Here is a 21,567-nt window from a genome sequence, read left to right as displayed (position 1 = left end):
GGAGCGACGAATGAACCTGTTTGAGCAACAAGACGATGCGACTGAGCCTGAAACAGGAAAGGCTAAGACCCGCCCCTTGGCTGACCTACTGAGGCCTCAAGCCATCGAGGAAGTTATCGGTCAAGACAAGCTACTGGCCGGCGATGGTCCGCTGGGCTCCATGTTGGCAGCAGGGAAAATCTCGTCTCTAATCCTGTGGGGGCCGACCGGCGTCGGGAAGACCACTATTGGCAGGCTGCTGGCTATGAAAACGGATTTTCATTTCGAGCAGATCAGTGCAATATTCAGTGGCGTCGCGGACCTTAAGAGGGCTTTCCAGGCGGCGCGCGGCCGCCACCGCAGGGGGCAGGGAACACTCCTTTTCATTGACGAGATCCACCGTTTCAACAAGACCCAGCTTGACGCCTTGCTGCCAGTGATGGAAGACGGGACGGTTACCGTATGCGGAGCAACGACAGAGAACCCATCATTCTCTGTGAACAGGGCTGTGCTTAGCCGGTGTCAGGTGATGGTCTTGGAGCGCCTTGACGAACGAGCGCTATCCGCCATAATTGCACGCACTGAGAGGGTTCTTGATAGCCCCCTGCCTTTGGACGACGAAGCGAAGGAGCTCCTTTGTGCCATGGCGGATGGTGATGGGCGAGCTCTTCTGAATTTGGTCGAGAGCACGCTCACTTGGCCCCGGGACCATATCTATTCTGCAAAGGAAGTGGCCAATCGCTTGACACAGCGCGCGGCGCAGTATGATCGCGCGTCAGATGGTCACTACTCGATCGCAAGTGCCATCCAGAAATCGATAAGGGGTTCTGACCCCGAGGCCGCAATTTACTGGGTCCATAGAGCGCTTGAGGGCGGCGAAGATCCTCGTTTTATCCTGCGGCGGCTGACAATGATCGCATGGGAGGACGTAGGGTTGGCAGATCCGGAGGCATCCCGTATCTGTCTGAGCGCGTGGGACACTTTCGAAAAGCTTGGCAGTCCCGAAGGCGATCTGGCTGTATCTCAGGCCGCAATTTACTTGGCCTTGGCCCCGAAATCGAATGCCGGCTATTTGGCACACAAAGCCGCGCGCGCTGATGCGAAAATATCCGGTTCCGCACCTCCCCCCATGCACATCGTGAATGCGCCCACAGCAATGATGAAGAATCTTGGATACGGCGAAGGGTATCAATATGATCACGATGCTCCCGACGGTTTCTCTGGTCAGGTTTTCTTTCCTGATGGGATGGCAAGGCCCCAGCATTATCTGCCTGTTGAACGCGGGTTCGAGCGAGAACTATCAAAAAGGGTTCGCTACTTCGAAAAGCTTCGGAAAGTCCGCAACTCCGAAGGCGGGTAAGAACTAGTAGGTGCGCCCCGCCGATCATTTCGCAGCAATGAGGGCCGACCGCTCTCATCATTAAGGGCCGTAGGTTGGCCCTCATTGTTTGTTGCGACCGGGCTATCGCCTGATAGACTTTTTACCTTCCGCGGTAGAAAAGGCGCTGGTACCAAATACTCGCACAGGAGGCTGTATATCTGCATGAATTGCAGGACGGGTTTCAAGCCAAGCGCTTAATCAAAGACTGGGTCGGGTTTTACAACTCCGAGGTGTCACACACGGCTCTCGACAAACAATCCTCTGACGACGCATTCGTTGAAGCAGAGCGGACCCAGAGGGCGGCATGAAACCAACCAAATTACATCTTAGCTGAGCCACAAAGCTGTCCTAAAAAACAGGACCATTTCAGGGGCACGAGAGAGGGGCGATATCGAGGTGAGCTTCACCGATACCTCGGGCTGATGTTCGCAGAAGCGCATCGGTGAAACACATGACGGAGCGAAACTCATCACTGGCAGGGGCGGCGCAGGTGAAAGCGATGCCCGCAGCTTACCCGACGGCCACTTCGGACGTAGGGTCGATTTTCTGACGGGGTGGCGTTCGGTCTTTTAACGCTGTCTGAAAGCAGTTTGTGGGGCCTTATCGTGGAGGCATTTCACTCGCCCCACCGACTTGGCCGGATGGTCCGCCACTCTTCATTCTTGTGCGCATGAGTGCGCTCCATACCGTTTGCTCTGGCAAACGATGCCGGTGACATTGTCACTGTCTTTCAGTATCTTTGTTGTCTTCGTGGTCGGGTTTCTTCTCTACGTCGCCGTGGCCGAAGAGTTGGACGTTCTGGTGCGCGTGGTGGATGTTCTCGAACTCAAAGCTGGAATGCATTATGCTGAACTCCGCACTCAGCCGTTCTTTGATTTCCGCCTTGACCGGTTCGATGCGGCTCCAGCCCGCCTCTGTCAGCACCACGTGACAGTCGAGCGCTGCTTCGTGTTCCTGCATTTGCCAGAGATGAACGTGATGCACGTCCTCGACACCATCCACCTCGGTCATCGCCCGGACCACTGCACGGCTATCCATGTCGGGGGGGCTGCCGAGCATCAACGTACGGATCGGCTTTCCGATTTCGGTCAGGGCGAGGTAGAGAATGTAGAGGGCAATGGCAATCGTGATCGCCGGATCGACCCAAGTCACGTCGTAGAGAATGATCAGCGTCCCCCCGATGATCACCGCTACTGAGGCCAGTGCGTCGGATAGATTGTGTAGGAAGAGCGCGCGGATGTTCACGCTGCCTTTCTGCATCGACCAGGTGAGCCATGCGGTCAAGCTGTCTACCGCGAGCGCCACGCAACCGAGGATAACGACGGTCCAGCCAGCGACCTCCGTTGGCTCGATAAAGCGCATCGCGCCCTCGTAAATCAGATAGACGCCGACAAGGATTAGGGTGGTGTAGTTGATCAGCGCCGCTACGATCTCGATCCGGCCATAGCCGAAGGTCATGCGTTCATCTGCCGGTCGCCGGGCAATCTTGCGCGCGACGAAGGCGATGACTAGCGATGCCATATCAGAGAAATTGTGCAGTGCGTCTGCAATGAGGGCAAGACTGCCAGAAAAGATGCCGCCGACGACCTGCGCAACAGTCAGAAGAGCATTGGCCCAAATGGCGACCGATACCCTCCGGTCCCCGGAAGTCGGGTCCATGTGGGCATTACCGTGATCATGCGGCATAATGCGGCTCCTCTTGATTGTGGGCCGTAATCTCTGGCGAGGGGACCAAGCGGCCCGACCGGAGCGCGGCGACACGTGCGTTCATCCAATGGCGAATTCCGTGTCGGTAGAGCCATCCACGAAGGCGTCCGAATTCCTGCCGATGTTGCCGATAGAATTCATCCGGGGCATCAAATGTTCCGAGGTCGCGCGTGATGCCAGTGCGTTGGATGTAGGTGTCACCACCGCGCCAGTCGACCGGTGGTGCGCCGAGACAATCTGTCCCGATGCCGTAACCGCAGAACTCTTTGCGTCCGGGGAAGTGCGCTTGGAGCCGGGTTAGGTAGTCAGTATCCAGAATAAAGCCTTCGAGGTTCACCCAGGTGCCAATAACGCGAACCTCGACCCATGAATGCAGGATCTCTACCGGCGCAATCGGGTAGACTGCTTCGGGCACGACGCCACGCTGAAGAGCCTTGTGAATGGTGAAGCCATGCAGCCGGCAAGGGAAACCGAGCGCGCGCAGAAGCGCCATCAGCAGCGTGGCCTTAGTATTGCACTGGCCATAGCCGTCCATCAGCACGACTGAGGCCGGAATGTTGTCCGCGCGGTTATAGCCGAAGTGGATCTCATTACGGACGAAATCATATGCTGCGCCGATCCGACCATGTTCGGAAAGCGCCAGCCAGCCACGCTTTTCGATGAGACTACTGATCGGGCCTCGGCAAAAGTCGAGTAATTCTGTCGGCTGAAGCAAAGTTGTGTCGGCATTCATTCCCGTCTCCATCGAATCGTGATGAGACAAGTGTAATTGCTACAGTAGATGTAGCTTCAAGTCGAAAGTTATCCCGTGCGCTGCGCTACTAGGATGATGTTCGCTCCCGCGAGGCACCATCACCAAAAAAGTCGAAATCCATTTTGAACATCCTGGAGGTTGATCCCTAGGTTAATGCGCTACACGAAGCCAACTACAAGTTCGGACCACCTAAGAACTCGAATTCCGTTCAGGGCGGTTAGCTCAGTTCATTTGTGTGGAAAAATCTGCTGCGATGGTGAGGTGCCCACATGCCAATGGATAGCGATGACCGTTTCCTTAACTACATCTTAGCTGGGGGCTGCGGCGTTAGCTGGGGTTTATGGGGCTACTTACATGCCTGTATGCCTGTGAAAACGGATCAGCGCCAATGGCCCGCGTCAGGAAGTGGCTGGCGTTATACATTCATAAAAGCCGGCCTTTGACCCTTGGCCGCAAACCGCCTGCTATTGTCCGTTGGCAGAGAATTGAAACGGTGAACTCGTATCATCAGTTGCTAGAAGTAGCTTTTTTCGTCACAGAAACCGCCCGAGTAGGGGTGTTAACACAAATAAGGGAACGGATTTAGGTTCCAAGAAGCCCGGTTCGATAGAAATATTTCTCTTGAACCTACAGCGGCTTTAGGAGTTAGGACCGCAGGCGAAGAACGGCATTCGAGTCAAACAGGCCATACTGCTTCAGGCTTTCCTTACTGAACGGCAGAGTGGTCTTGTTTAAGCTTAGTTTGCCTACCTAACGTTGAAGGAATAAGAATGATGCTGACAAGACGACATTTTCTCCAGACCAGCGGTGCGCTGTTTTCTACTCCAATCGCTGGCCCGCTACTGGCAGCCACCCGGCCCACCAAGGAGGAGAAGGCCGCCTGGGACGCGCAGGTCACACCTCCCGCTTTTGATCCAACTACGTCAAACCCGTGGGGCCTGCACCCGCGCTTTTTGCCCCAGCGGGTGGACGCTAAGGACGGGCTTGTTCCGGGAGACGTCCACGTCGATGCCGTAGCGCGCTACATCTATCACATCGAAGAAGGGGGAACTGCGATGCGTTACGGTGTGGCGATCGCCCGTGGTAACCTGTACGAGCCCGGCACGTATACGATCCAGCGAAAAGTGGAATGGCCAAACTGGACGCCGACCCAAAACATGATCGCACGCGATCCCGAGCTCTATGGCCCGGTTGCCGACGGTGTTGACCCTGGCCCAGAAAACCCTCTTGGCTCGCGGGCGCTTTACCTTTTTGAAGGCAACCGAGACACCTATCTACGCATTCACGGGACGCCCGAACCAAGAAGCATCGGCGGGCGCGCGAGTTCGGGGTGTGTCCGCATGGTCATGGCACATATCAACCATCTATACCCGAACGTCAAAACTGGTTCGACGGCGTTCCTGTATTCGGCAGAAGAAAGCGTGACCCCGCGAACGTGATCTACGCCCAACCAGTCTGCACTGGTCAATTAGTCACGCCGAGCGCGTGGTGCAGATCGGGTTGCCACCTATTGAGCGGAGCGGCACCAGTGTCGTTTCTACTGGACCGCTGTGCTCATACCAGTAGCATCCATCCTCGGAACGAAGCCGAGCTGTTGTGAGGTCCTGACCAGGTGCAGCTAGGTTAACGATTTGTTCGGGAAGGTTTCCAACCGCGTCTACCGGCGCGCGGGAGTTAGCCATTGGTGCGGCACATCCGCTTGCGAGCAGCAGGGCCGCTCCAATCATCATATGTCGTGTTTGCATTCAGTCCTCTGACCTGTCCTAATTTGGTTTTCACCAACAATCTTGCATACCGGGCACAGGTCCACAAGAACCACCCTGGGGCGGTCGGAGCGCGGCATCTTCAAAAGAGTTCATAAAAAGAAACGCAATTTTTCTATTGAACCTCTAGTAACTGTAGGGGCTATGTCAGAGTTGAATCAATCTAATCCTAGGGTCAATCTATGTCTATCCATGACCACCGCCGCGACCACAAACACAAATCTGACCGCGATCGCGAGCACAGTGATTATCAAGAGCATCCGAAAGGAGTTTCCCACTCTCATGGAGAAGGTGGTACGTGCTGCGGTGCTGGAGCCGACACGGAACCAGCACAACCCATCCCCGCGACCGGACGAAGTTTCCAGGTCTCTGGTCTGGATTGTGCCGAAGAGGTGGCGATCCTGAATAGGGCTGTCGGTCCAACAGTTGGCGGGACAGAGCATCTGGCGTTTGATGTCATTAATGGACGAATGACGATTCTGGATACTGCGGATAAGATTTCAGATGATGAGGTCGCTGAGTTGGTCGCGAGCACGGGCATGAGCGCGAAACCGTGGGATGCCGACAACGCGGCCGAAAATCAGGCAGCGCATTTGGCACGTCAAAAGCGTTTTACCACGCTGAGCGGCGGGTTTTGGGCGGCAGGATTTCTCTACCATATCGTCGAAACGGGCATGGGTGGTGCGCTTGGTCTGTTTGCAGGGCATGGCACGGCGCCGATGCCCATCGCGGAAGCCGGGCTGTTTGCCGTCGCAATCCTTTTTGGCGTCTGGCTCGTTGCACCAAAGGCCTGGTCTTCAGCACGCAGAATTAGCCCTGACATGAATCTATTGATGGTGGTGGCCGTGGCGGGTGCTATCGGGCTGGGCGAATTATTCGAGGCAGCGACAGTTGCGTTTTTCTTTTCACTGTCGCTCTACCTTGAGAGCTGGAGTGTGGGGCGGGCGCGCAATGCGGTGTCGGCCCTTCTGGATTTAGCACCACCGACAGCCAGGATTATCCGGCCGGATGGTAGCGAGGCGAATGTTCCAGCGGCAGAAGTTGCCGTGGATGATCGCTTCATCGTGCGCGGCGGCGACCGCATCCCACTTGATGGCGAGGTCTTAGAGGGGGCCGGGGCTGTCGACCAGGCCCCGATCACTGGCGAAAGCGCACTGGTTCCGAAGGAACTCGGCGACGAGGTTTATGCCGGCACAATCAATGGTGAGGGCACACTGACGGTGCGCGCGACGAAGGCCGCCTCGGACACGGTGCTCGCGAAAATCATTCGCATGGTCGGCGATGCCCATGCCCGTCGCGCCCCGGTCGAGCAATGGGTCGCGAAGTTTGCACGCATCTACACCCCCATAGTGATGGCGCTGGCGGTCGCCCTTGCGCTGGTGCCGCCGCTCCTCCTGGGCGGTGCCTGGGACTATTGGTTCTACAATGCGTTGGTGCTGCTGGTAATCGCCTGCCCCTGTGCCCTTGTCATCTCAACACCAGTTTCGATCGTGGCAGCGCTGACCGCGTCGGCGCGAGCAGGGGTGCTTATCAAGGGGGGCGCTTATGTTGAGGCGCCAGGTCGCACCACTGCGCTGGCGATGGATAAGACGGGAACGATCACTATGGGCGAACCCGAGGTTGCAGCAGTTCACGCATTGGGCGAAGCCTCCGCGCGCGATCTCATAACGCTGGCAGCGAGTTTGGAGGCACGGTCTTCGCACCCGCTGGCACGGGCCATTCTCGCGCGCGCGCAAACTGATGGTGTTTCCATAACTGCTGCAGAGGATACACGCACCGTGCCTGGACGCGGGCTGGAAGGGCGCGCCGACGGGCGTGTAATCTGGCTCGGCTCGGATCGGTTCGCTGAGGAGAAGGGGTTTGGCAATCACATTCCGACAGATTTGAGAGATCGAATAGAAGGAGCAGGGAGCACCTTAGTTGTAGTGGGTGACGAGACTGCCGTGGTCGGCATACTAGAGCTGCGCGACCGCATCCGCCCTGATGCTAAGGGGGTCGTTGAAAAGTTGCATGCGCAGGGTGTGGAGACGATCGTGATGTTGACGGGCGACAACGAACGCACCGCGCGTGCCGTCGCGGCCGAAGTTGGGATCGACGAAGTGCGCGCCGAACTTTTGCCAGAAGATAAGGTGACGGCCATCGAAGAACTGGTGGAAATCCACGACATGGTGGCGATGATTGGTGACGGCGTGAACGACGCACCGGCCATGGCGCGGGCGCATTATGCCATTGCCATGGGGGCTGTCGGATCTGATGCGGCCATCGAGACGGCCGACATTGCGCTGATGACTGACGATATCGGCAAGGTGCCCTGGCTTATTGGTCATTCACGCCGGACCATGTCGATCATCCACCAGAATATTGGTATATCGTTGGCGACCAAAGCGCTGTTCGTCGGGCTGACCGCGTTCGGCATGGCCTCTATGTGGGGCGCCATCGCTGCGGATGTGGGCGTATCCCTGTTGGTGGTCGCCAATGCACTGCGGCTTTTGAACGGCTATCAGGTCGAGGGCGGGCCTTCGGGCGGTGAACCGGTGGGCGAGAATATGGCAAAGGGAGCACTCGCGCACGGTCATTGATCCGGCATTTGCGGTTAAGTAACGCCTAAAACACATCAGACCTCACGAAAGGGGCATCAAGCAGTAATGACTACCAATTTTCCACGACGGGTCTTTATTCTAAGTGGGTTGGCTGCCTTCCTGTCAGGCTGTGCAGATAAGTTCCGGACCTACAACGGACCCAAAGTAACCCGTCTTCGCATGTACAAGGCACAGCGGTTGCTCGTCCTTGACGGGAAGGCGGGCGTTTTGCGTACATTTCCCATCGGATTGGGCTTCGCGCCCCAGGGTCACAAACAGTTCGAGGGAGACGGCCGTACGCCAGAAGGCACCTACGTGATTGACCGACGCAACCCGGACAGCCTCTTCCACCTCTCCATCGGCATCTCATATCCCAACGCGGCGGATATTGCCTTTGCTGAGTCCCAAGGAAAGTCGCCGGGTGGCGATATTTTTATTCACGGTGGGCCACGCAAGGGGATCGACCCGATGAACAAGCGTGACTGGACCGCAGGATGCATCGCCGTAACGGACCGTCAGATCGAGGAAATCTACGCAATGGTGAAAAATGGAACACCGATCGACATTTATGCTTGATGGTTAGGTAAATCGACGACGCAGCGTGATGTTGATCGCCTCGATGACGATGACTAGGCCGACGACGGCAATCGTGACGCTGGCCGCCTTGTCATACTGAAAAGAGCGGATGTAGGTCTGGATGTAAAAGCCGATCCCGCCCGCGCCGACGATGCCGAGGACCAACGACTCACGCAGGTTCAGTTCGAACCGGAAAATCGTGTCGCGGGCGATGACTGGGGCCATCTGTGGCCAAATCGCATGTCTGAGCCGCACGAGCGGTCCAGCCCCTGCACTTTCAAGTGCTGCGATGGGGGCGCGAGATACGCCGTCGATCGCCTCGGCATAGAATTTAGCGAGCATCCCAGTGGCATGAAAGGCAACTGCGATGATGCCGGGCAGCGGCCCGAGCCCGACCGCGCCCACCATGAGCATGGCCACGAGGATCAGCGGTACCGCCCGGATAAAGGCCAGCAGCGCGCGGACCGGCCCGAACACCGCACGCGAAACCATGGTTTCGGACGCGAGAATAGCCAGAGGGGTCGACAGCAGCACTGCGCCGAGGGAGCCGAGGATTGCTATTCTTAGTGTCTCTGCGCTGCCTTTTTTGATCTCGGTCATCACTGTCGGATCGGGCGGGAACATCCGGCCGATAAAGTCGGTAATCCGTGGACCGGCCGAAGCAAGACGCGACAACTCGACATCGGTTGTGACGAGGGACCATAGGATGGCAATAGCGATCAGCGAACTGGTGACGAAGCCGCCGAAGTCGCGGGGGGCCATCATAACACCGCCCGGGGACCGAGTTCCGGCGTCGGTCCTGACCCCCGATAGAGTTCGGCAGTCGCATCGTCTTTCAACTCGGACGTTGGCACGTTAAACGCGATCCGCCCCTCTCGTATGCCGATGATGCGCCCTGCAAAACGCCGCGCCAGATCGGGTTGGTGCGAGGAGAATAGCGCTGTTGCATCACGCGCTCGCGCCGCCTTGGTCATCAACCCCAGAACCTCTCCAGCGCGGGCGGGGTCGAGGTTGCTCACTGGCTCGTCGGCGAGGATCAGCCGTGGTTCCTGCGCCAGACATCGCGCAATAGCCACGCGCTGTCGCTGTCCTCCGCTGAGACTGTCGACACGGCGTTCCGCGAGTTCTGCGATGCCGCAATCGGCGAGTGCTGTGCGGGCAATATCGAGATCGTGAGCCATTGGCGATCCCAGTACTGCGTGGAAAGGTGACATCCGCCCCAGGCGGCCGTTGAGCACGTTGCGTAGTGCCGTGGAGCGTTCTACGAGGGCGAATTCCTGAAACACGAAACCGGTATCAGGACGGCGAGCTCGGGGTGGTGGGCGGTCGGGATTGAGCGGCGCACCCAAGACAGAAACGCGCCCGCGCCATCCCTGAATCCTACCGTCGAGCAGCGCCAGCAACGTCGTTTTGCCCGCCCCGGATGGGCCCAGTAAAGCGACACACTCGCCCGCCGGGATCCGAAATGAGACTCGTTCCAACGCTGGTAGCTGTGCGCCCTTATGGACATAACTCAGATCGTCTATTTCGATAGCCATGCTCATCGTAACAGCCCGTATTTCTTTGCCATATCGCGTACGCCTTCATACGCGGTGCCGTCTGCCCTGACGTAGCCATCTGGTCCGTAAAGATAGCTCAATTTGTCGCGGTGCTTCGGTTCGTTGAGCTTCAGCATGACGTCAACAAAACGAGCTTGCAGGGCGGCATCGAGTTCTGGGCGTGCGATCACAAGGTGACTTGGAATCGGCGCGCTTTCTACGAGCCAAGTCACCTCGGCCTGCTGTTGTGGGGTCAACAACAAATCCGCATACTGACTGGCACCGGCGGCATCGACCAGACCTTCGGCCATAGCCTGCATGGCTTGCTGGTAGCCTCCCGCAAAGAACACGCGGCCGAAGAATTTCTCCGCTGCGCCAGGACCCTCAATTAGCCCGGCCTTAACGAATTCGGAAAGAGGATAAAGATAACCTGATTCAGAGATCGGGTCGGCAAAGGCGATATCGCGCCCGCGCAGGTCTGCCAGCGTTTCGATACCGCTGTTGCGGCGGACAAAAATGCGTCCTGTGTAACTTGACGCGCCCCGGTAGACCTCAGACAAGAGAGGTACCGCGCCAATTTCCGCCTCCGCCAGAACGAAAGGCAATGCGCCCATGAAGGAGACGTCTGCATCTCCGTTGCGAAGTGCCTCGACAGCCGCAGCATGGTCGATGGTGACGAAGCCTTCCACGGGAACGCCAATCTGTTCGGATAGCCATCTTGTGATGGCCTCAATGTCGCCTAAGAGCTTGTCGGGATTCTCCTGCGGAATGAAAGCAAGCCGCAAGGGAGTGTCTTGTGCGGTCAGCGGGGAGGCCAGCGAGATCGCGCCTGCACTGGCCAAGGCCAGCATATTTCTGCGGGTTAGGTAGAATTCCATCAGAATGCCCTCTCTTCGATCGCGTCGGCTTCGGTCTTGAACGCGGTCCAACTTGCTTCGGCGGCCCCCCAGTCGTCGTCACGGACTGCATCGCCGACTGCGGCAAGACGCTCGGCCAAGGCATAGACTTCGGGCCGTGCGGTCAGGTTCGACATGGTGCTCGCGTCTGCGGCGAGGTCCGCAGCGACAGTATCGGTCAGCAGCAGGATGTGCTCTGCGTCACGTCGGGGCAGAAGCGTGTCGAGCGTCGATGCAAATGTCGCCAATTCGGCAAATGTCAGGCGAAAGGCGGTGTTCTCTGCGTCGAACTTCTCGTAAGGCTCGTCTGCCGACCCTACAGTCTCCAGATACGCGGTCAGTTCAGTCCGTTCCGTCTCTGATAGCCCAAGCGATTTCGTCTCATCGAACCACTCAACAACGGCGGCCAACGTCGACAGCGAACCGTCGTGAAAATAGGGGGCGGTATATGCGGTTCCCAGCAAGGACGGCGTATCCAGCGCGCCTGCGCGCGCGCCACTATATGCCGGCGAGACCGATCCAATGTCATGGGCTTGCCGATCGAGGAAATTTGCGTCAGGCACGTGGCAACTAGCGCAGGAGCGATCGCCTAGCCCAGCGAAAGGCCGATTAAAAATAGCCTCGCCTCGGTGCGCCGCGTCCGGGTTTGCCTCGGACAGCGTACCATCCGCATTCAGCTTAGAGTTTGGTAGGAAGTCGAACTCGAGCATGTATCCTACCAGCGCGTCGAGCATCAAGGGCGTCGGCTCCGCGCCGCCAAATTCATTGACGATCACGTTCCGGCTGAAGTCGCGCAGAGAGGCAAAGCGCCCATCGCGACCATAAGGCCCGGTGAAGCGCAGCCCGCGCAGGCTCGGAATGTCGATCGGGTCGTCGCGCCGGTCGTTGAAGATAGGATTAAAGAACGCGCCATCGACGTCGATGGCACCGGGTTGGTGGCTGGCGCCCGGGATGAAGAGGCGCTGGTTCACATCCGAGCGATTGTGACAGGTCGAACAGGCGATCCCGAGGTTTCGCGCAGGATTTCCGAATATCTGCGGGCTGTCGAAAAGCATGTCGCCATAAGCCACCAAGGGCAGATCGGTCTCGTCGATACCTTGTTCCTCGAAGTTGAGGACAAGCAATGGCAGCGGGTCCTGATCGAAGATGTCGGAGCCAGGCGGCAAGCTTGGCGGCACCTCGATAGTGCGTCGGCTGAACACAGCGGTTTCGGGCAGGGCACTCAGTGTCTGACGTGGAGCATAGTTGGCTAAGAGGTAATTTTCCGCGAGATAGCTGGAAATGACTGCGCGCGCGGCCTCCAGCGTGTCGCGATCCGCGGAAAAGGCGCCAGCGCCGAGAAGACCAGCGGACCCCGTGCTACTGTTAAGTTCCAGCCAAGCGAGGCCGATACGTCTTGCTGCTTCGGGGTCGGCTGCCGCGATACCATCCTCAAACGCACGGTAGAGCTCGCCTGCCGTTCGCAGAGCCTGGCGCGCCTTTGCAGGCTCTTCGGCTGCGAGAGTCCGGTCCAATTCCTCTTCGATCCTAAGCGCTACAAGACGAGTGGCCTCTGTGAAAACTGCTTGCCGGTCTTCACGTGCCATGGCGTCAAGGATACCATCCGGCTTGATACCGCTTTTGCGGTCCACCCACTCCAACGCGCCGGTCGAGAATTCCGAACCCCGGTGAGGTTCTGTCCAAGCGGTCTCGATGTCGTCCCAAGGCACTGGCGCGAGATTTCCAAGAAAAAGTGTCAGCCGATAGGCTGCCGCCTCAGGAAGCCACGGAGCCTCTTTGACAGGCGTCGCCCCCCCGGGTCCGGACAGCAGGACCGCGCTTGCAGCGGTTAGCAGCAGCCTCGAAAGATTTTTTATCACCATAGCCTCCAGCGCTAAAACTTAGACTCGTCTAACTTAGGTATTCTAGGCTAATTAGATTGTCAATTTTAGTTATTCGTTGCAATGTCCGGACATGTCGAAGCTACAATCATACGAACGCGAGGCGTTCGAGACTGTCGAGAGAGCTCCCGAAGCGCAGGCTAAGGGTTTCGCGACTGTGCGCCGAGCACATGAAAGCGAAATGGCGGAGGATTATGTGGAACTGATCGCAGAGCTGATCGAGTTGCGGGGGGAGGCTAGGCCGGTCGAAATCGCCGAGCGGCTTGGCGTGAAATCTCCAACAGTGACCAAGAACATCTCCCGACTCAAGGCTGCTGGTTTGGTGCGGCGGGAGCGTTACCGCGCAATATTTCTAACCGATGCGGGCCGAGAATTGGCCGAGGCCTGTCGCCGCCGCCATAGAGTCGTTGTCGCGTTTCTTCTCAGCCTGGGAATCGACGAAGAGACTGCGGAACGCGATGCGGAGGGGATCGAGCATCACGTCAGCACGACCACGCTGGAGGCCTTCGAGCACGCCCTCCAGAAGTTTCAGAGCAGCAAGTAGCGCAGCATCGAGTTCTCTCGAAATTCAGCAAGGCGAGACTCAAGAGGCTGCAGCGTCAGCAGTCATACGTTGGCGGGGTAGCATTTGTGTCAATGCTTAACTCTGGTCCAACCCATCGCATCCTCTGAGTTTGGCCAGCACGAAATAGTGCGCCCAATATTCCTACCTGCGCCGACCATGCAGCGAAAATGCCGGTCGCGTGAAAAGAGGTAGGCGCAACCCTTGAGTGGGTCCTCTGTTCAAAGCGCATAGACAATTGTCACCACCGTTGTGATGACGATCAAGAACATGACCAATGCGCCTATGGCAAGGGTCCGGCCCATGTCGCGGTTTGTCTTTGCCACTTTCAGACGCAATTCTTCGGCGGTTTCCGGAAACTCCAGTGCCGCTGAATTCGAGCCGCGTAGCAGGTCGTATCTCGTATTCCAGCGACGTACTTCCGCAGCGTCCCAGCCGTTCATGACCAGAATGATCGCGACGATCATCACCATCGAAGACGGGACCCAAATAGTATAGCCGCCGATCGTTTCGTCGGACAGCGCATCGATCAATCCAATTCTTTCCCTATGGGAGAATGCGTAAAGGCTCACCTCCTTGAGTGTCGTCAGGGAACCTAGAAAAATGTTTGCTACGATCACAACAAAGGCGGACAACAGCCTCGCTCCGCGTTTGGCGCCCACAGGGGGGTCTCTGGGATCGAAGAGCATGGTAAAGAACCAGAGCCCTGCTAGTACCATTCCCAGATGAGCGAACACTTCGATAGCCGCGATACGCTGCGCAAGTGCGTAAATGACAGGTACCTGCCAGATAAATAGCGCTCCAACAATCAACCCAGTTGCGGCCGTTGGATGCGCTACGAAACTTTGTCCCCGGGAGTTCGCTGGCGCACTGAAGTGTTGACGCCGGCGTCTTTCGAGGCTGGATAGCAGGATGCGCCACGGCTGCGATACGGCGATGAGAAGGGGGCCGATAAGGCGAAGAAGAAGATGTTCGACCTGATGTATTGAGAATAAGGTATGTCCCATTACAGCGAGCGGTGCGTTCATGGCTGCAAGAATGCAAGCAAGGCCGGCGAAGAACAAGATCGGACGCCAGACAGAGATCGTTCCGCGGATACGCACGGGTCGTCTGAGGCCGCGCATATAGAACCATGCGGCCAAACTGACGGATACAATGGACACTGGCGAAATCGCAAATCCAAACGGGTCGAAAAGAAGAAAGAAGGGGATTATCAGCTCCTGTCATTTTGTATTGTCAGCCAGTCGATAGGTACCGATGAACGTCGGGATTTTCCCATTACGCAACCCTAGGAAGCGGGCAGTTTTAATTCGATACAAAGACCAAATTCGCGTCAGGAAGTGATGCGTAAGAGAACCACTGAGATGAAGAAACCCAGTAGGCCTAGGGCGATGCCGAAGCTTGCCGCATATTGAAGGATGTCTAGGTAGTTCCCTTTGCGGCTCCGGGCTAAATAGCCTCCCCAAAAAGCACCTCCGATAAAGCCTACAAACATTAGCATCACGGTTCCTTTGGGTTTGTTTTTACAGACTTATGTCGCTGTTTGGCCAAGCCGAAGGCAAATCTCAACGTCCAAGCTGCACAGATGAGCGACAGAAATGTCCAATCGCCGAAACGTCCGTAAGGCGTAGCCGTACGCGCTGCCGGTAGGCTTTCATTTATGACGTCTGTTCGCCCAGTGTCGAGGCGCGCGACGATCTCGCCGTTAGCATCAATAATTGCGGATATCCCGGTGTTCGCAGCGCGCACCACGGGTAGCCCTTCCTCCACAGCGCGCATGCGCGCGGATGCGAGGTGCTGCTCGGGCCCGATGCTGGCGCCGAACCAGGCGTCATTTGTGGCGTTGAAAATCCAGTCGGGACGAAAAAGATCGTCGACCACCTGGCCCGGGAAAATGATCTCGTAACAGATTGCCACCGCAACCAGAGGCGCGCCCGGAATTGCCAGCGTTCGTGGCCCTGGTCCCGGCGTGAAATCACCCAAACCTTCGGCCAGACGCTCGAACGGCAGCCAACCTTTCAGGGGCACATATTCCCCGAACGGAACAAGATGATGTTTTGCATATCCCGTTAGAATTTCGCCGCTGCCGTCATAGACCTGAACCGTGTTGAAATATCGGGTTCCCCCATCCCTCTCTACGCGGTCAGGCACACCTGTCAAAAGGATCCTACCGTCTGGCAAAACCGTGGATAACCGCCTGCGCGCCAAGGCGTCTTCGTCCAGAAAACCGGGAAAGGCCGTTTCCGGCCACAGCAGCAGGTCGAAGCGTCCGGGTTGAGCGGACAAGCCGAGGTATTTTTCCAGCGTGCGTTCGCGGCTGCCCGGCGCCCACTTCTCGACTTGCGGCACATTGCCTTGGACGATGCGCAAAGCAATGTCCGTTGGCGGCACGTTCTGATTTAGCCGAAGCACACCGCCCCCCCAAATTACCGTCACCGCGACGGCAAAGAGCGCCAAAACAGCTGCGCGGCTGTTTGGCGCGGCTGCGATGAACACACCTGGCAATATGCTGATAAATACCGTGACAAAGCCCAGACCGTAACTTCCGACCCATGCGGCGGGTTGGCGCAGGGGGGCATGTTCGACAAGGGCATAAGCAGCAAGGTTCCAGGGAAACCCCGTCAGGACATGACCACGCAGCCATTCCGCGGCAACCCAACACGTTGCAAGCAGAAGACCTGCCGTAATGCCGCCGACAGCACGGCGCTGCATTACGGTGGCAAATAACATCGCCGCAATAGCTGGAAAAATGGCCAGTCCGGCGGACAGTCCCGCGACTGCTGGGATCGCAAGGGCACCGAAACGTTCGGAATCGACGTAAAAGCTTTCGGCAATCCAGGAAATTCCAAACAGGAACTGGCCCATTCCAAAGATCCAGCCGATGACGAAGGCGCGCGCGGTGGAAACCTGCATGAGCACGAGAAAGAGTGCTGAGAAGGCGACTGGAACAGCGATGATCCATGAGAACGGTGGAAGGGTTAAAACCGTTAAACCGCCCGCCATAAAGCTAATCCCTGATCGCAGGGGAAAGCAACGGCTGCAGCCAGTCAATTGCAGCCAACCCGTCATCATGGGTCAGTGTGAAGTTTAGCGGCTAACCACGGTGCTAGGAGCAGCAGCCCCACGCCACCGACCACGAACACATCCGCCATGTTGAAGGCGGGCCAATGCGTGGAGCCGACGTAGAAATCGAGGAAGTCCGTCACACCCCAAAATCGAATGCGGTCGAGGACGTTGCCGAGCGCGCCACCGATGATCGCACCATAGGCGATAGCCTCAACCCGGTTGTCAGTGCGTACCAGCATGACGGTCAACCCGCCGCAGATGGCTAGGGCCAAGGTCGCAAGGCCCCACCATGGTGCTCCACCAAGCAGTCCGAATGTCACGCCATCGTTGCGCAAGTAAATAAGATTAAAACTGGGAAAGACCGGAATTCCGGCGCTCAAATCTGTCGCATTAGCGACGACGATTGCTTTTGTCACCTGATCGACAAGAAAAGCAGTTCCAGCCGCAATGAAGCCTTGGAAATGGGACTGTTTCATCTCATCACCCCAGCCATACATCTAGGAACAACATGATCACGAGGCCGACCGCGAGACCGAAAGTCGCCCTGTTTTGATGGCCGGATCGGTGGGTTTCGGGAATGATTTCGTGGCTGATTACGTAGAGCATCGCCCCGGCGGCGAAGGCGAGGCCCCATGGCAACAGGGGCTGCGAGATGCCGATGATGCCAGCGCCAAGAAGCCCGCCTACCGGCTCGACAAGACCTGTCAGGGCGGCAACCCCCCACGCACGGCGCCTGGAATACCCCTCACCAAGCAATGAGACCGCTACGGCGAGACCCTCGGGCGCGTTTTGCAGCCCGATGCCAATCGCGAGCGGCAAGCCACCAGAGAAACCATCAGCCCCAAACCCGACACCAACGGCAAGCCCTTCGGGAAAATTGTGGATCGTGATCGCTATGATGAAGAGCCAGACGCGGCGCAGAGATGCGGCGGCGGGCCCTTCTCGCCCCGTTTTGAAATGTTCATGCGGCAGTCGTTCATTCATCAGAGCGACCGCCCCCATGCCAAGCAAGATCGCAACACAAACGATGGCTGCCGGGAGAGCACCGTTGTCGAACTGTCTTTCGGCTGCGTCGAGAGCCGGAATGATCAACGAAAAGAATGAAGCAGCGAGCATGACACCCGCCGCGAAGCCAAGCAGCAAATCGCGCGTGGCACGGGAGGGGACGCGTCCAAAGAGAACGGGGGTCGCCCCGACCGCTGTCAGCGATCCGGCGGCAAGGCTTCCAAGAAAGCCGAGAGTTATTGGGGACAAGGGTTCCAAGCGCTGAGTTCCCGCCGATACGTCAGTCAGCGGCCAAATAGCTGCTAAGGATTTCGGTCGACCCATCGCCCTGGATCAAAAAGACATCGTAGCCCTCGCGATCATTTTCCGGTCCCATGCCCGGGGAGCCATAGGGCATACCCGGCACCGCCACCCCCACTGCATCTGGACGCTCATCCAACAAACGCTGGATGTCTGATGCCGGTACATGACCTTCGATCACGTAGCCGTCGACCAAAGCCGTATGGCAGGATACCATGCGCTGAGGCACGCCGGTGTCGAGTTTGAATCGCACAAGAGATCCCCCGAACATGTCCTCGCCTATCGGCGCGAATCCGCTTTCCTCAAGGTGCTTCATCCAGGACAGACAACAGCCGCAGCCGTTTGTCTTCCGGACATCAATCTGGATCGCATCGGCGACAGCTTGCGCCGCGGAAAACAAGGCCAGCGTGACTGCAAGAGCGGGAGCCAGTCGTTTCATGGATTAAAGCCTTTCGGTTGTTGTCTGCACAAATTCGCTGGTGAGCCTCTCGGCCAGTAGCGAGCGAGCCTCAGCCAATCGCTCAAGTGCAGCCGTGCCAACCGCATCCCGGTCGGCCGCCTCTACCAGTCGGTCGTCTGAGAGAGGATCCGTCGGGCGACCATCGACCAGAACCTCATAATGCAGATTTGGGCCGGTCGCGGTGCCGGTCGCACCGACGCGACCGATTATGTCTCCGGCCATCACGCGCTGCCCTTGTTCGAGTGTGTCCGGCACCTCGCTGAGATGTGCGTATCGTGTCAGGGTGTCGGAACCATGCGATATCTCCACCACCCGGCCATATCCACCACGACGTCCGATGAAGCTCACGCGTCCAGGCGCCGTTGCTTTTACAGGCGTACCGCGGGCCGCAGCAAAGTCGACGCCGGTGTGCATGCGTACATTCCCATAGACCGGGTGCGTGCGACGGCCGAAGACGGAACTCAGCCGCGCTCCTTCCACCGGTTGGGCAAAGACACGCAGGACCTCTCCATCCACATAGATCGTCGCTTGACCGCTGCCGTCATCCGGCCAGACGATCTCATAGACCGATCCAGCAAGGTCCAATGCGGCAAAGGCAAGCTCGGGCTGGCCAATCCTTTTGTTTCCTTCTCGCGCCTCACGCCAAAGGAGACGCATCCTCTCACCCCCGGAGAGTTCACGTCGAAAATCGATTGTGCCGCCCAGCATCTGTGCCAGATCGACCGCGAAGCGTGCAGGTATCTTTGCCTTGTCCAACGCTGCGGAAATCGAACTTTCAACCACCGCCTCGCTTGCGAAAATCACCACTTTAGGGTCTGGTTCCAATACGCGCGTAAGAAGTTCTTCACCAAAAACCGTTTCGATCCGCACTCCATCATCAATGGCCAGTTCTACGCGCTTCGGATTGCCGTCCGCGTTTGAGATCACGGTGATCTCATGGCCTGGGCGCAATCGGCGCAGATCATATTCCACTCCAAGTGCCAGAGCGATCTCCGCACGGGCGGGTGCGGCAACGCCGGCGTTCGCTAAAACTGCATCCAACGTCTCACCCGACGCGATTTGACGCGTCCAAGTCACCAAGGGCGGTTCAATTGCTGGCAAGGCGGTTTCGGTGACGTCAGGCTGCAAGAGAGGGACGTTTAGGATTTTGCGCGCTCCGCCGACTTGTGTGGTTTTGGGAACCGTCATGACGCTATCAGCAAGTCGCGGTTCCAAAACTGCAGCAGGCGCCCATTGCGTTGCTTCGGCAATCGATTGGGGCACCGGTTCTTTGGGCCACCACCCTAAGGTGGCGATGGCAGTCATCGAAAAGGCGCCTACCAGGGCCACCGAGGCAACTCTTATTCTCATGTTGTGATCTCTACATCTTCTGTCAACGCACGTCGGATCTTCGGTACTGCGAATTCTCTTGGCTCGTGGTGGTCAATCATGGTGACGAACTCACCGTTGGCGCCAAAAAGAAATATGCTTGCCGTATGGTTCATCGTGTAGTCACCTCCCTCGGTCGGGACGCGCTCATACGAAGCCCGAAACCCTTCTGTAGCGCGGGTAATCTGGTTTTCCGTCCCGGTCCAACCCCGAATGGCCGGATGAAAATAGCCGACATATTCGGCCATGGCCTCGACCGTGTCACGCGCCGGGTCGACCGTGATGAAGACCACGTTCATCTGCGCGGCTTCGTCTCCGAGATCTTCAAGCCAGCCTGAGATATCCGATAACGTCGTGGGGCAGACATCCGGGCAGTAGGTGAACCCGAAGAACACCATGGTCGGCCGTCCGATCAGGGTTTCTGGGCCCACTTCATGGCCTTCGTGATCGGTCAGTCGGAAATCCATCGCCGTTAGGGGGAGCGGCCTTTGGCCAGTAGGTTTCGGAGCGCCGGGACCATCCACGCGCCACCAGCCGATACCAAGCATCATAGCCAGAGCGCCTGCACCGTATTGGAACAATTGCCGACGCTGCATCAGCTTTCCGGCCCGCGCGCGGCGATCCCCAGAATTGGGACCTCAACAGTCACTTCGCTACCGTCCGAGAAAGTCAGTGTCAGCGGGAAGGTCTCGCCTTCGATCATCGGGTCTTGCAGCTTCATGAGCATGGCGTGCAGCCCGCCCGGCTCCAATGCCACGCTTTCGCCCGGCCCAATCGTGATGTCGTCTGCAGGTGACATTGAACTGACGCCTGCAGCGTTGGTTTTCGTCTCATGGATCTCGGGCATCGTGGCAAGTGGTGTTGTAAGTCCGGTCAGCGTGACTGTGTCTTCAGTTGCGTTATGTATAGTGAAATATGCCGCGCCCGGTCGGTTTATACCAATCGAAGCACGGGACCACGCGTTTACTACGATGACGTCCTCCGAACCGGCAAATGTCGGAGTCGATATGCCCGAGAGCAGCAAAAAAAGAGTCAAGCCCTTGATATAAGGTAGCTCTATCATGACAGATTCTCCTTTATCTATCCGAGCATCAACTTTGGCTGACCGCAATTTCTGCAGCGACCAGTCGCCGCAGTTCGGCCTCACCGAACGGGTCTAATGGCTTGGCGTTGACGAAGAACGTGGGCGTTTGTCGCACGCCTACCGCTTCGACATCAGCGCGGTCCTGATTGAGCACTGCCACGACACCGGGGGCCAGCATCTGTGTTCGAGCAGCTTCGACATCCAGACCACCGCTTGCGGCAATCTCAAGGATCAAACCCGGTGCTGGAGTGCCATGGGACGCCCATCGTGGCTGCTCGCGCAGGACCGCTTCCAGCACGGGTTCGAACACATCCTGCATCCGCGCAGCTTCGAGAACACGGATCGCTTCCACTGAAGCTTTCCCGTGAAAGGCAGTATATCGAATGACGACACGGACCGCACCACCGTGCTCAGTCATGATATCCTTGACCACGGGATAAAAGGCGCGGCAGGCCTCGCAAGCTGGATCGAAAAACTCGACAATCGTGACAGGTGCCGTTTCGGGGCCAAGGATCGGGGAATAGGACCGGATCAGCACATCGTTCACTTCTGGCGCGACAGGGACTGCCTCTGCCATGGGTTGGGGGCGGGTGGCATACCAAGCCGCGCCGCCAAAACCTGCGGCACCAACAGCCAGAACGGATAGAACGAGGCCGCGTCGATTCATGT

Annotated in this window: 20 protein-coding genes; 5 read left to right on the top strand and 15 right to left on the bottom strand. The window is 57.7% G+C overall.

The annotated features are described in order from the left end of the window. Positions 1–10: 10 nt before the first annotated feature. A complete protein-coding gene (locus O4H31_RS15290; RefSeq protein ID WP_093737960.1) occupies positions 11–1,339 on the top strand; it encodes a replication-associated recombination protein A in 1,329 nt (442 codons plus the stop codon). Positions 1,340–2,080: 741 nt separating this feature from the next. Here the strand turns inward: O4H31_RS15290 and O4H31_RS15285 are convergent. Then, complete coding sequence (locus O4H31_RS15285) at positions 2,081–3,046, bottom strand: cation diffusion facilitator family transporter (protein ID WP_093737957.1); 966 nt, start codon at positions 3,044–3,046, stop codon at positions 2,081–2,083. Continuing rightward, positions 3,036–3,800: a transglutaminase-like domain-containing protein gene (locus tag O4H31_RS15280; protein WP_244153561.1), complete on the bottom strand. Its 765-nt coding sequence runs from the start codon at positions 3,798–3,800 to the stop codon at positions 3,036–3,038. The genes O4H31_RS15285 and O4H31_RS15280 overlap by 11 nt, the downstream gene beginning before the upstream one ends. 794 nt (positions 3,801–4,594) lie before the next feature. Between O4H31_RS15280 and O4H31_RS15275 the strand changes: the two genes are divergently transcribed. The 3 genes from O4H31_RS15275 (at position 4,595) to O4H31_RS15260 (ending at position 8,739) form a co-directional block, all read left to right on the top strand. After that, the gene (locus tag O4H31_RS15275) at positions 4,595–5,260 is read left to right on the top strand and encodes a L,D-transpeptidase (protein WP_067264455.1); all 666 of its coding nucleotides are present in this window, start codon (positions 4,595–4,597) and stop codon (positions 5,258–5,260) included. Positions 5,261–5,976: 716 nt separating this feature from the next. Beyond that, on the top strand, positions 5,977–8,163 hold the full coding sequence (locus O4H31_RS15265; RefSeq protein WP_260012835.1) for a heavy metal translocating P-type ATPase: 2,187 nt from the start codon (positions 5,977–5,979) through the stop codon (positions 8,161–8,163). A 66-nt stretch (positions 8,164–8,229) separates the two neighbouring features. Beyond that, complete coding sequence (locus O4H31_RS15260) at positions 8,230–8,739, top strand: L,D-transpeptidase family protein (protein WP_067264398.1); 510 nt, start codon at positions 8,230–8,232, stop codon at positions 8,737–8,739. A 3-nt stretch (positions 8,740–8,742) separates the two neighbouring features. Here O4H31_RS15260 and phnE read toward each other — a convergent pair whose 3' ends face one another. Genes phnE through O4H31_RS15240 form a run of 4 tightly spaced genes read right to left on the bottom strand, consistent with a single transcriptional unit; the run spans position 8,743 to position 12,882 of the window. Then, positions 8,743–9,504 (bottom strand): phosphonate ABC transporter, permease protein PhnE, encoded by a 762-nt coding sequence (gene phnE / locus O4H31_RS15255; protein ID WP_244153745.1) that lies wholly within the window; start codon positions 9,502–9,504, stop codon positions 8,743–8,745. Beyond that, complete coding sequence (locus tag O4H31_RS15250) at positions 9,501–10,277, bottom strand: phosphonate ABC transporter ATP-binding protein (protein ID WP_244153747.1); 777 nt, start codon at positions 10,275–10,277, stop codon at positions 9,501–9,503. The genes phnE and O4H31_RS15250 overlap by 4 nt, the downstream gene beginning before the upstream one ends. A 2-nt stretch (positions 10,278–10,279) precedes the next feature. Then, positions 10,280–11,155 carry a phosphate/phosphite/phosphonate ABC transporter substrate-binding protein gene (locus O4H31_RS15245; protein ID WP_093744240.1) on the bottom strand — a complete coding sequence of 292 codons (876 nt, stop codon included), beginning with the start codon at positions 11,153–11,155 and terminating at the stop codon, positions 10,280–10,282. Further along, the gene (locus O4H31_RS15240) at positions 11,155–12,882 is read right to left on the bottom strand and encodes a cytochrome c peroxidase (protein WP_260010383.1); all 1,728 of its coding nucleotides are present in this window, start codon (positions 12,880–12,882) and stop codon (positions 11,155–11,157) included. The genes O4H31_RS15245 and O4H31_RS15240 overlap by 1 nt, the downstream gene beginning before the upstream one ends. Positions 12,883–13,126: 244 nt before the next feature. On the opposite strand from O4H31_RS15240, the gene mntR reads away from it, so the two are divergent. Continuing rightward, positions 13,127–13,597 carry a manganese-binding transcriptional regulator MntR gene (mntR, locus tag O4H31_RS15235; protein ID WP_260010381.1) on the top strand — a complete coding sequence of 157 codons (471 nt, stop codon included), beginning with the start codon at positions 13,127–13,129 and terminating at the stop codon, positions 13,595–13,597. Between the two features lie 239 nt (positions 13,598–13,836). On the opposite strand, the gene O4H31_RS15230 is transcribed toward mntR, so the two are convergent. From O4H31_RS15230 to O4H31_RS15190, 9 genes are all read right to left on the bottom strand, one after another. Then, on the bottom strand, positions 13,837–14,778 hold the full coding sequence (locus tag O4H31_RS15230) for a cytochrome c oxidase assembly protein (protein WP_244153749.1): 942 nt from the start codon (positions 14,776–14,778) through the stop codon (positions 13,837–13,839). Positions 14,779–15,115: 337 nt separating this feature from the next. Beyond that, on the bottom strand, positions 15,116–16,687 hold the full coding sequence (gene lnt, locus O4H31_RS15225; RefSeq protein WP_260010378.1) for an apolipoprotein N-acyltransferase: 1,572 nt from the start codon (positions 16,685–16,687) through the stop codon (positions 15,116–15,118). After that, complete coding sequence (gene lspA / locus O4H31_RS15220) at positions 16,684–17,178, bottom strand: signal peptidase II (protein WP_394421859.1); 495 nt, start codon at positions 17,176–17,178, stop codon at positions 16,684–16,686. Before lspA ends, lnt begins: the two co-directional genes overlap by 4 nt. Further along, positions 17,162–17,944 carry a ZIP family metal transporter gene (locus O4H31_RS15215; protein WP_067264372.1) on the bottom strand — a complete coding sequence of 261 codons (783 nt, stop codon included), beginning with the start codon at positions 17,942–17,944 and terminating at the stop codon, positions 17,162–17,164. The genes lspA and O4H31_RS15215 overlap by 17 nt, the downstream gene beginning before the upstream one ends. Before the next feature lie 22 nt (positions 17,945–17,966). Beyond that, positions 17,967–18,425, bottom strand: coding sequence for a DUF411 domain-containing protein (locus tag O4H31_RS15210; protein ID WP_260010374.1), 459 nt, complete (start codon positions 18,423–18,425; stop codon positions 17,967–17,969). 3 nt (positions 18,426–18,428) lie between these two features. After that, positions 18,429–19,796 carry a M23 family metallopeptidase gene (locus O4H31_RS15205; RefSeq protein ID WP_269347077.1) on the bottom strand — a complete coding sequence of 456 codons (1,368 nt, stop codon included), beginning with the start codon at positions 19,794–19,796 and terminating at the stop codon, positions 18,429–18,431. Then, on the bottom strand, positions 19,793–20,410 hold the full coding sequence (locus O4H31_RS15200; RefSeq protein WP_120351836.1) for an SCO family protein: 618 nt from the start codon (positions 20,408–20,410) through the stop codon (positions 19,793–19,795). The genes O4H31_RS15205 and O4H31_RS15200 overlap by 4 nt, the downstream gene beginning before the upstream one ends. Beyond that, a complete protein-coding gene (locus O4H31_RS15195; RefSeq protein WP_260010370.1) occupies positions 20,410–20,877 on the bottom strand; it encodes a copper chaperone PCu(A)C in 468 nt (155 codons plus the stop codon). The genes O4H31_RS15200 and O4H31_RS15195 overlap by 1 nt, the downstream gene beginning before the upstream one ends. Before the next feature lie 28 nt (positions 20,878–20,905). Continuing rightward, a complete protein-coding gene (locus O4H31_RS15190; protein WP_067263745.1) occupies positions 20,906–21,565 on the bottom strand; it encodes a DsbA family protein in 660 nt (219 codons plus the stop codon). Positions 21,566–21,567 lie beyond the last annotated feature (2 nt).

The organism is Sulfitobacter dubius (genome assembly GCF_027214245.1).
GTDB classification, from domain to species: domain Bacteria; phylum Pseudomonadota; class Alphaproteobacteria; order Rhodobacterales; family Rhodobacteraceae; genus Sulfitobacter; species Sulfitobacter dubius_A.
The sequence above is the reverse complement of the archived record's forward strand: the minus strand, read 5'-3'. Positions and strand labels throughout refer to the sequence as shown.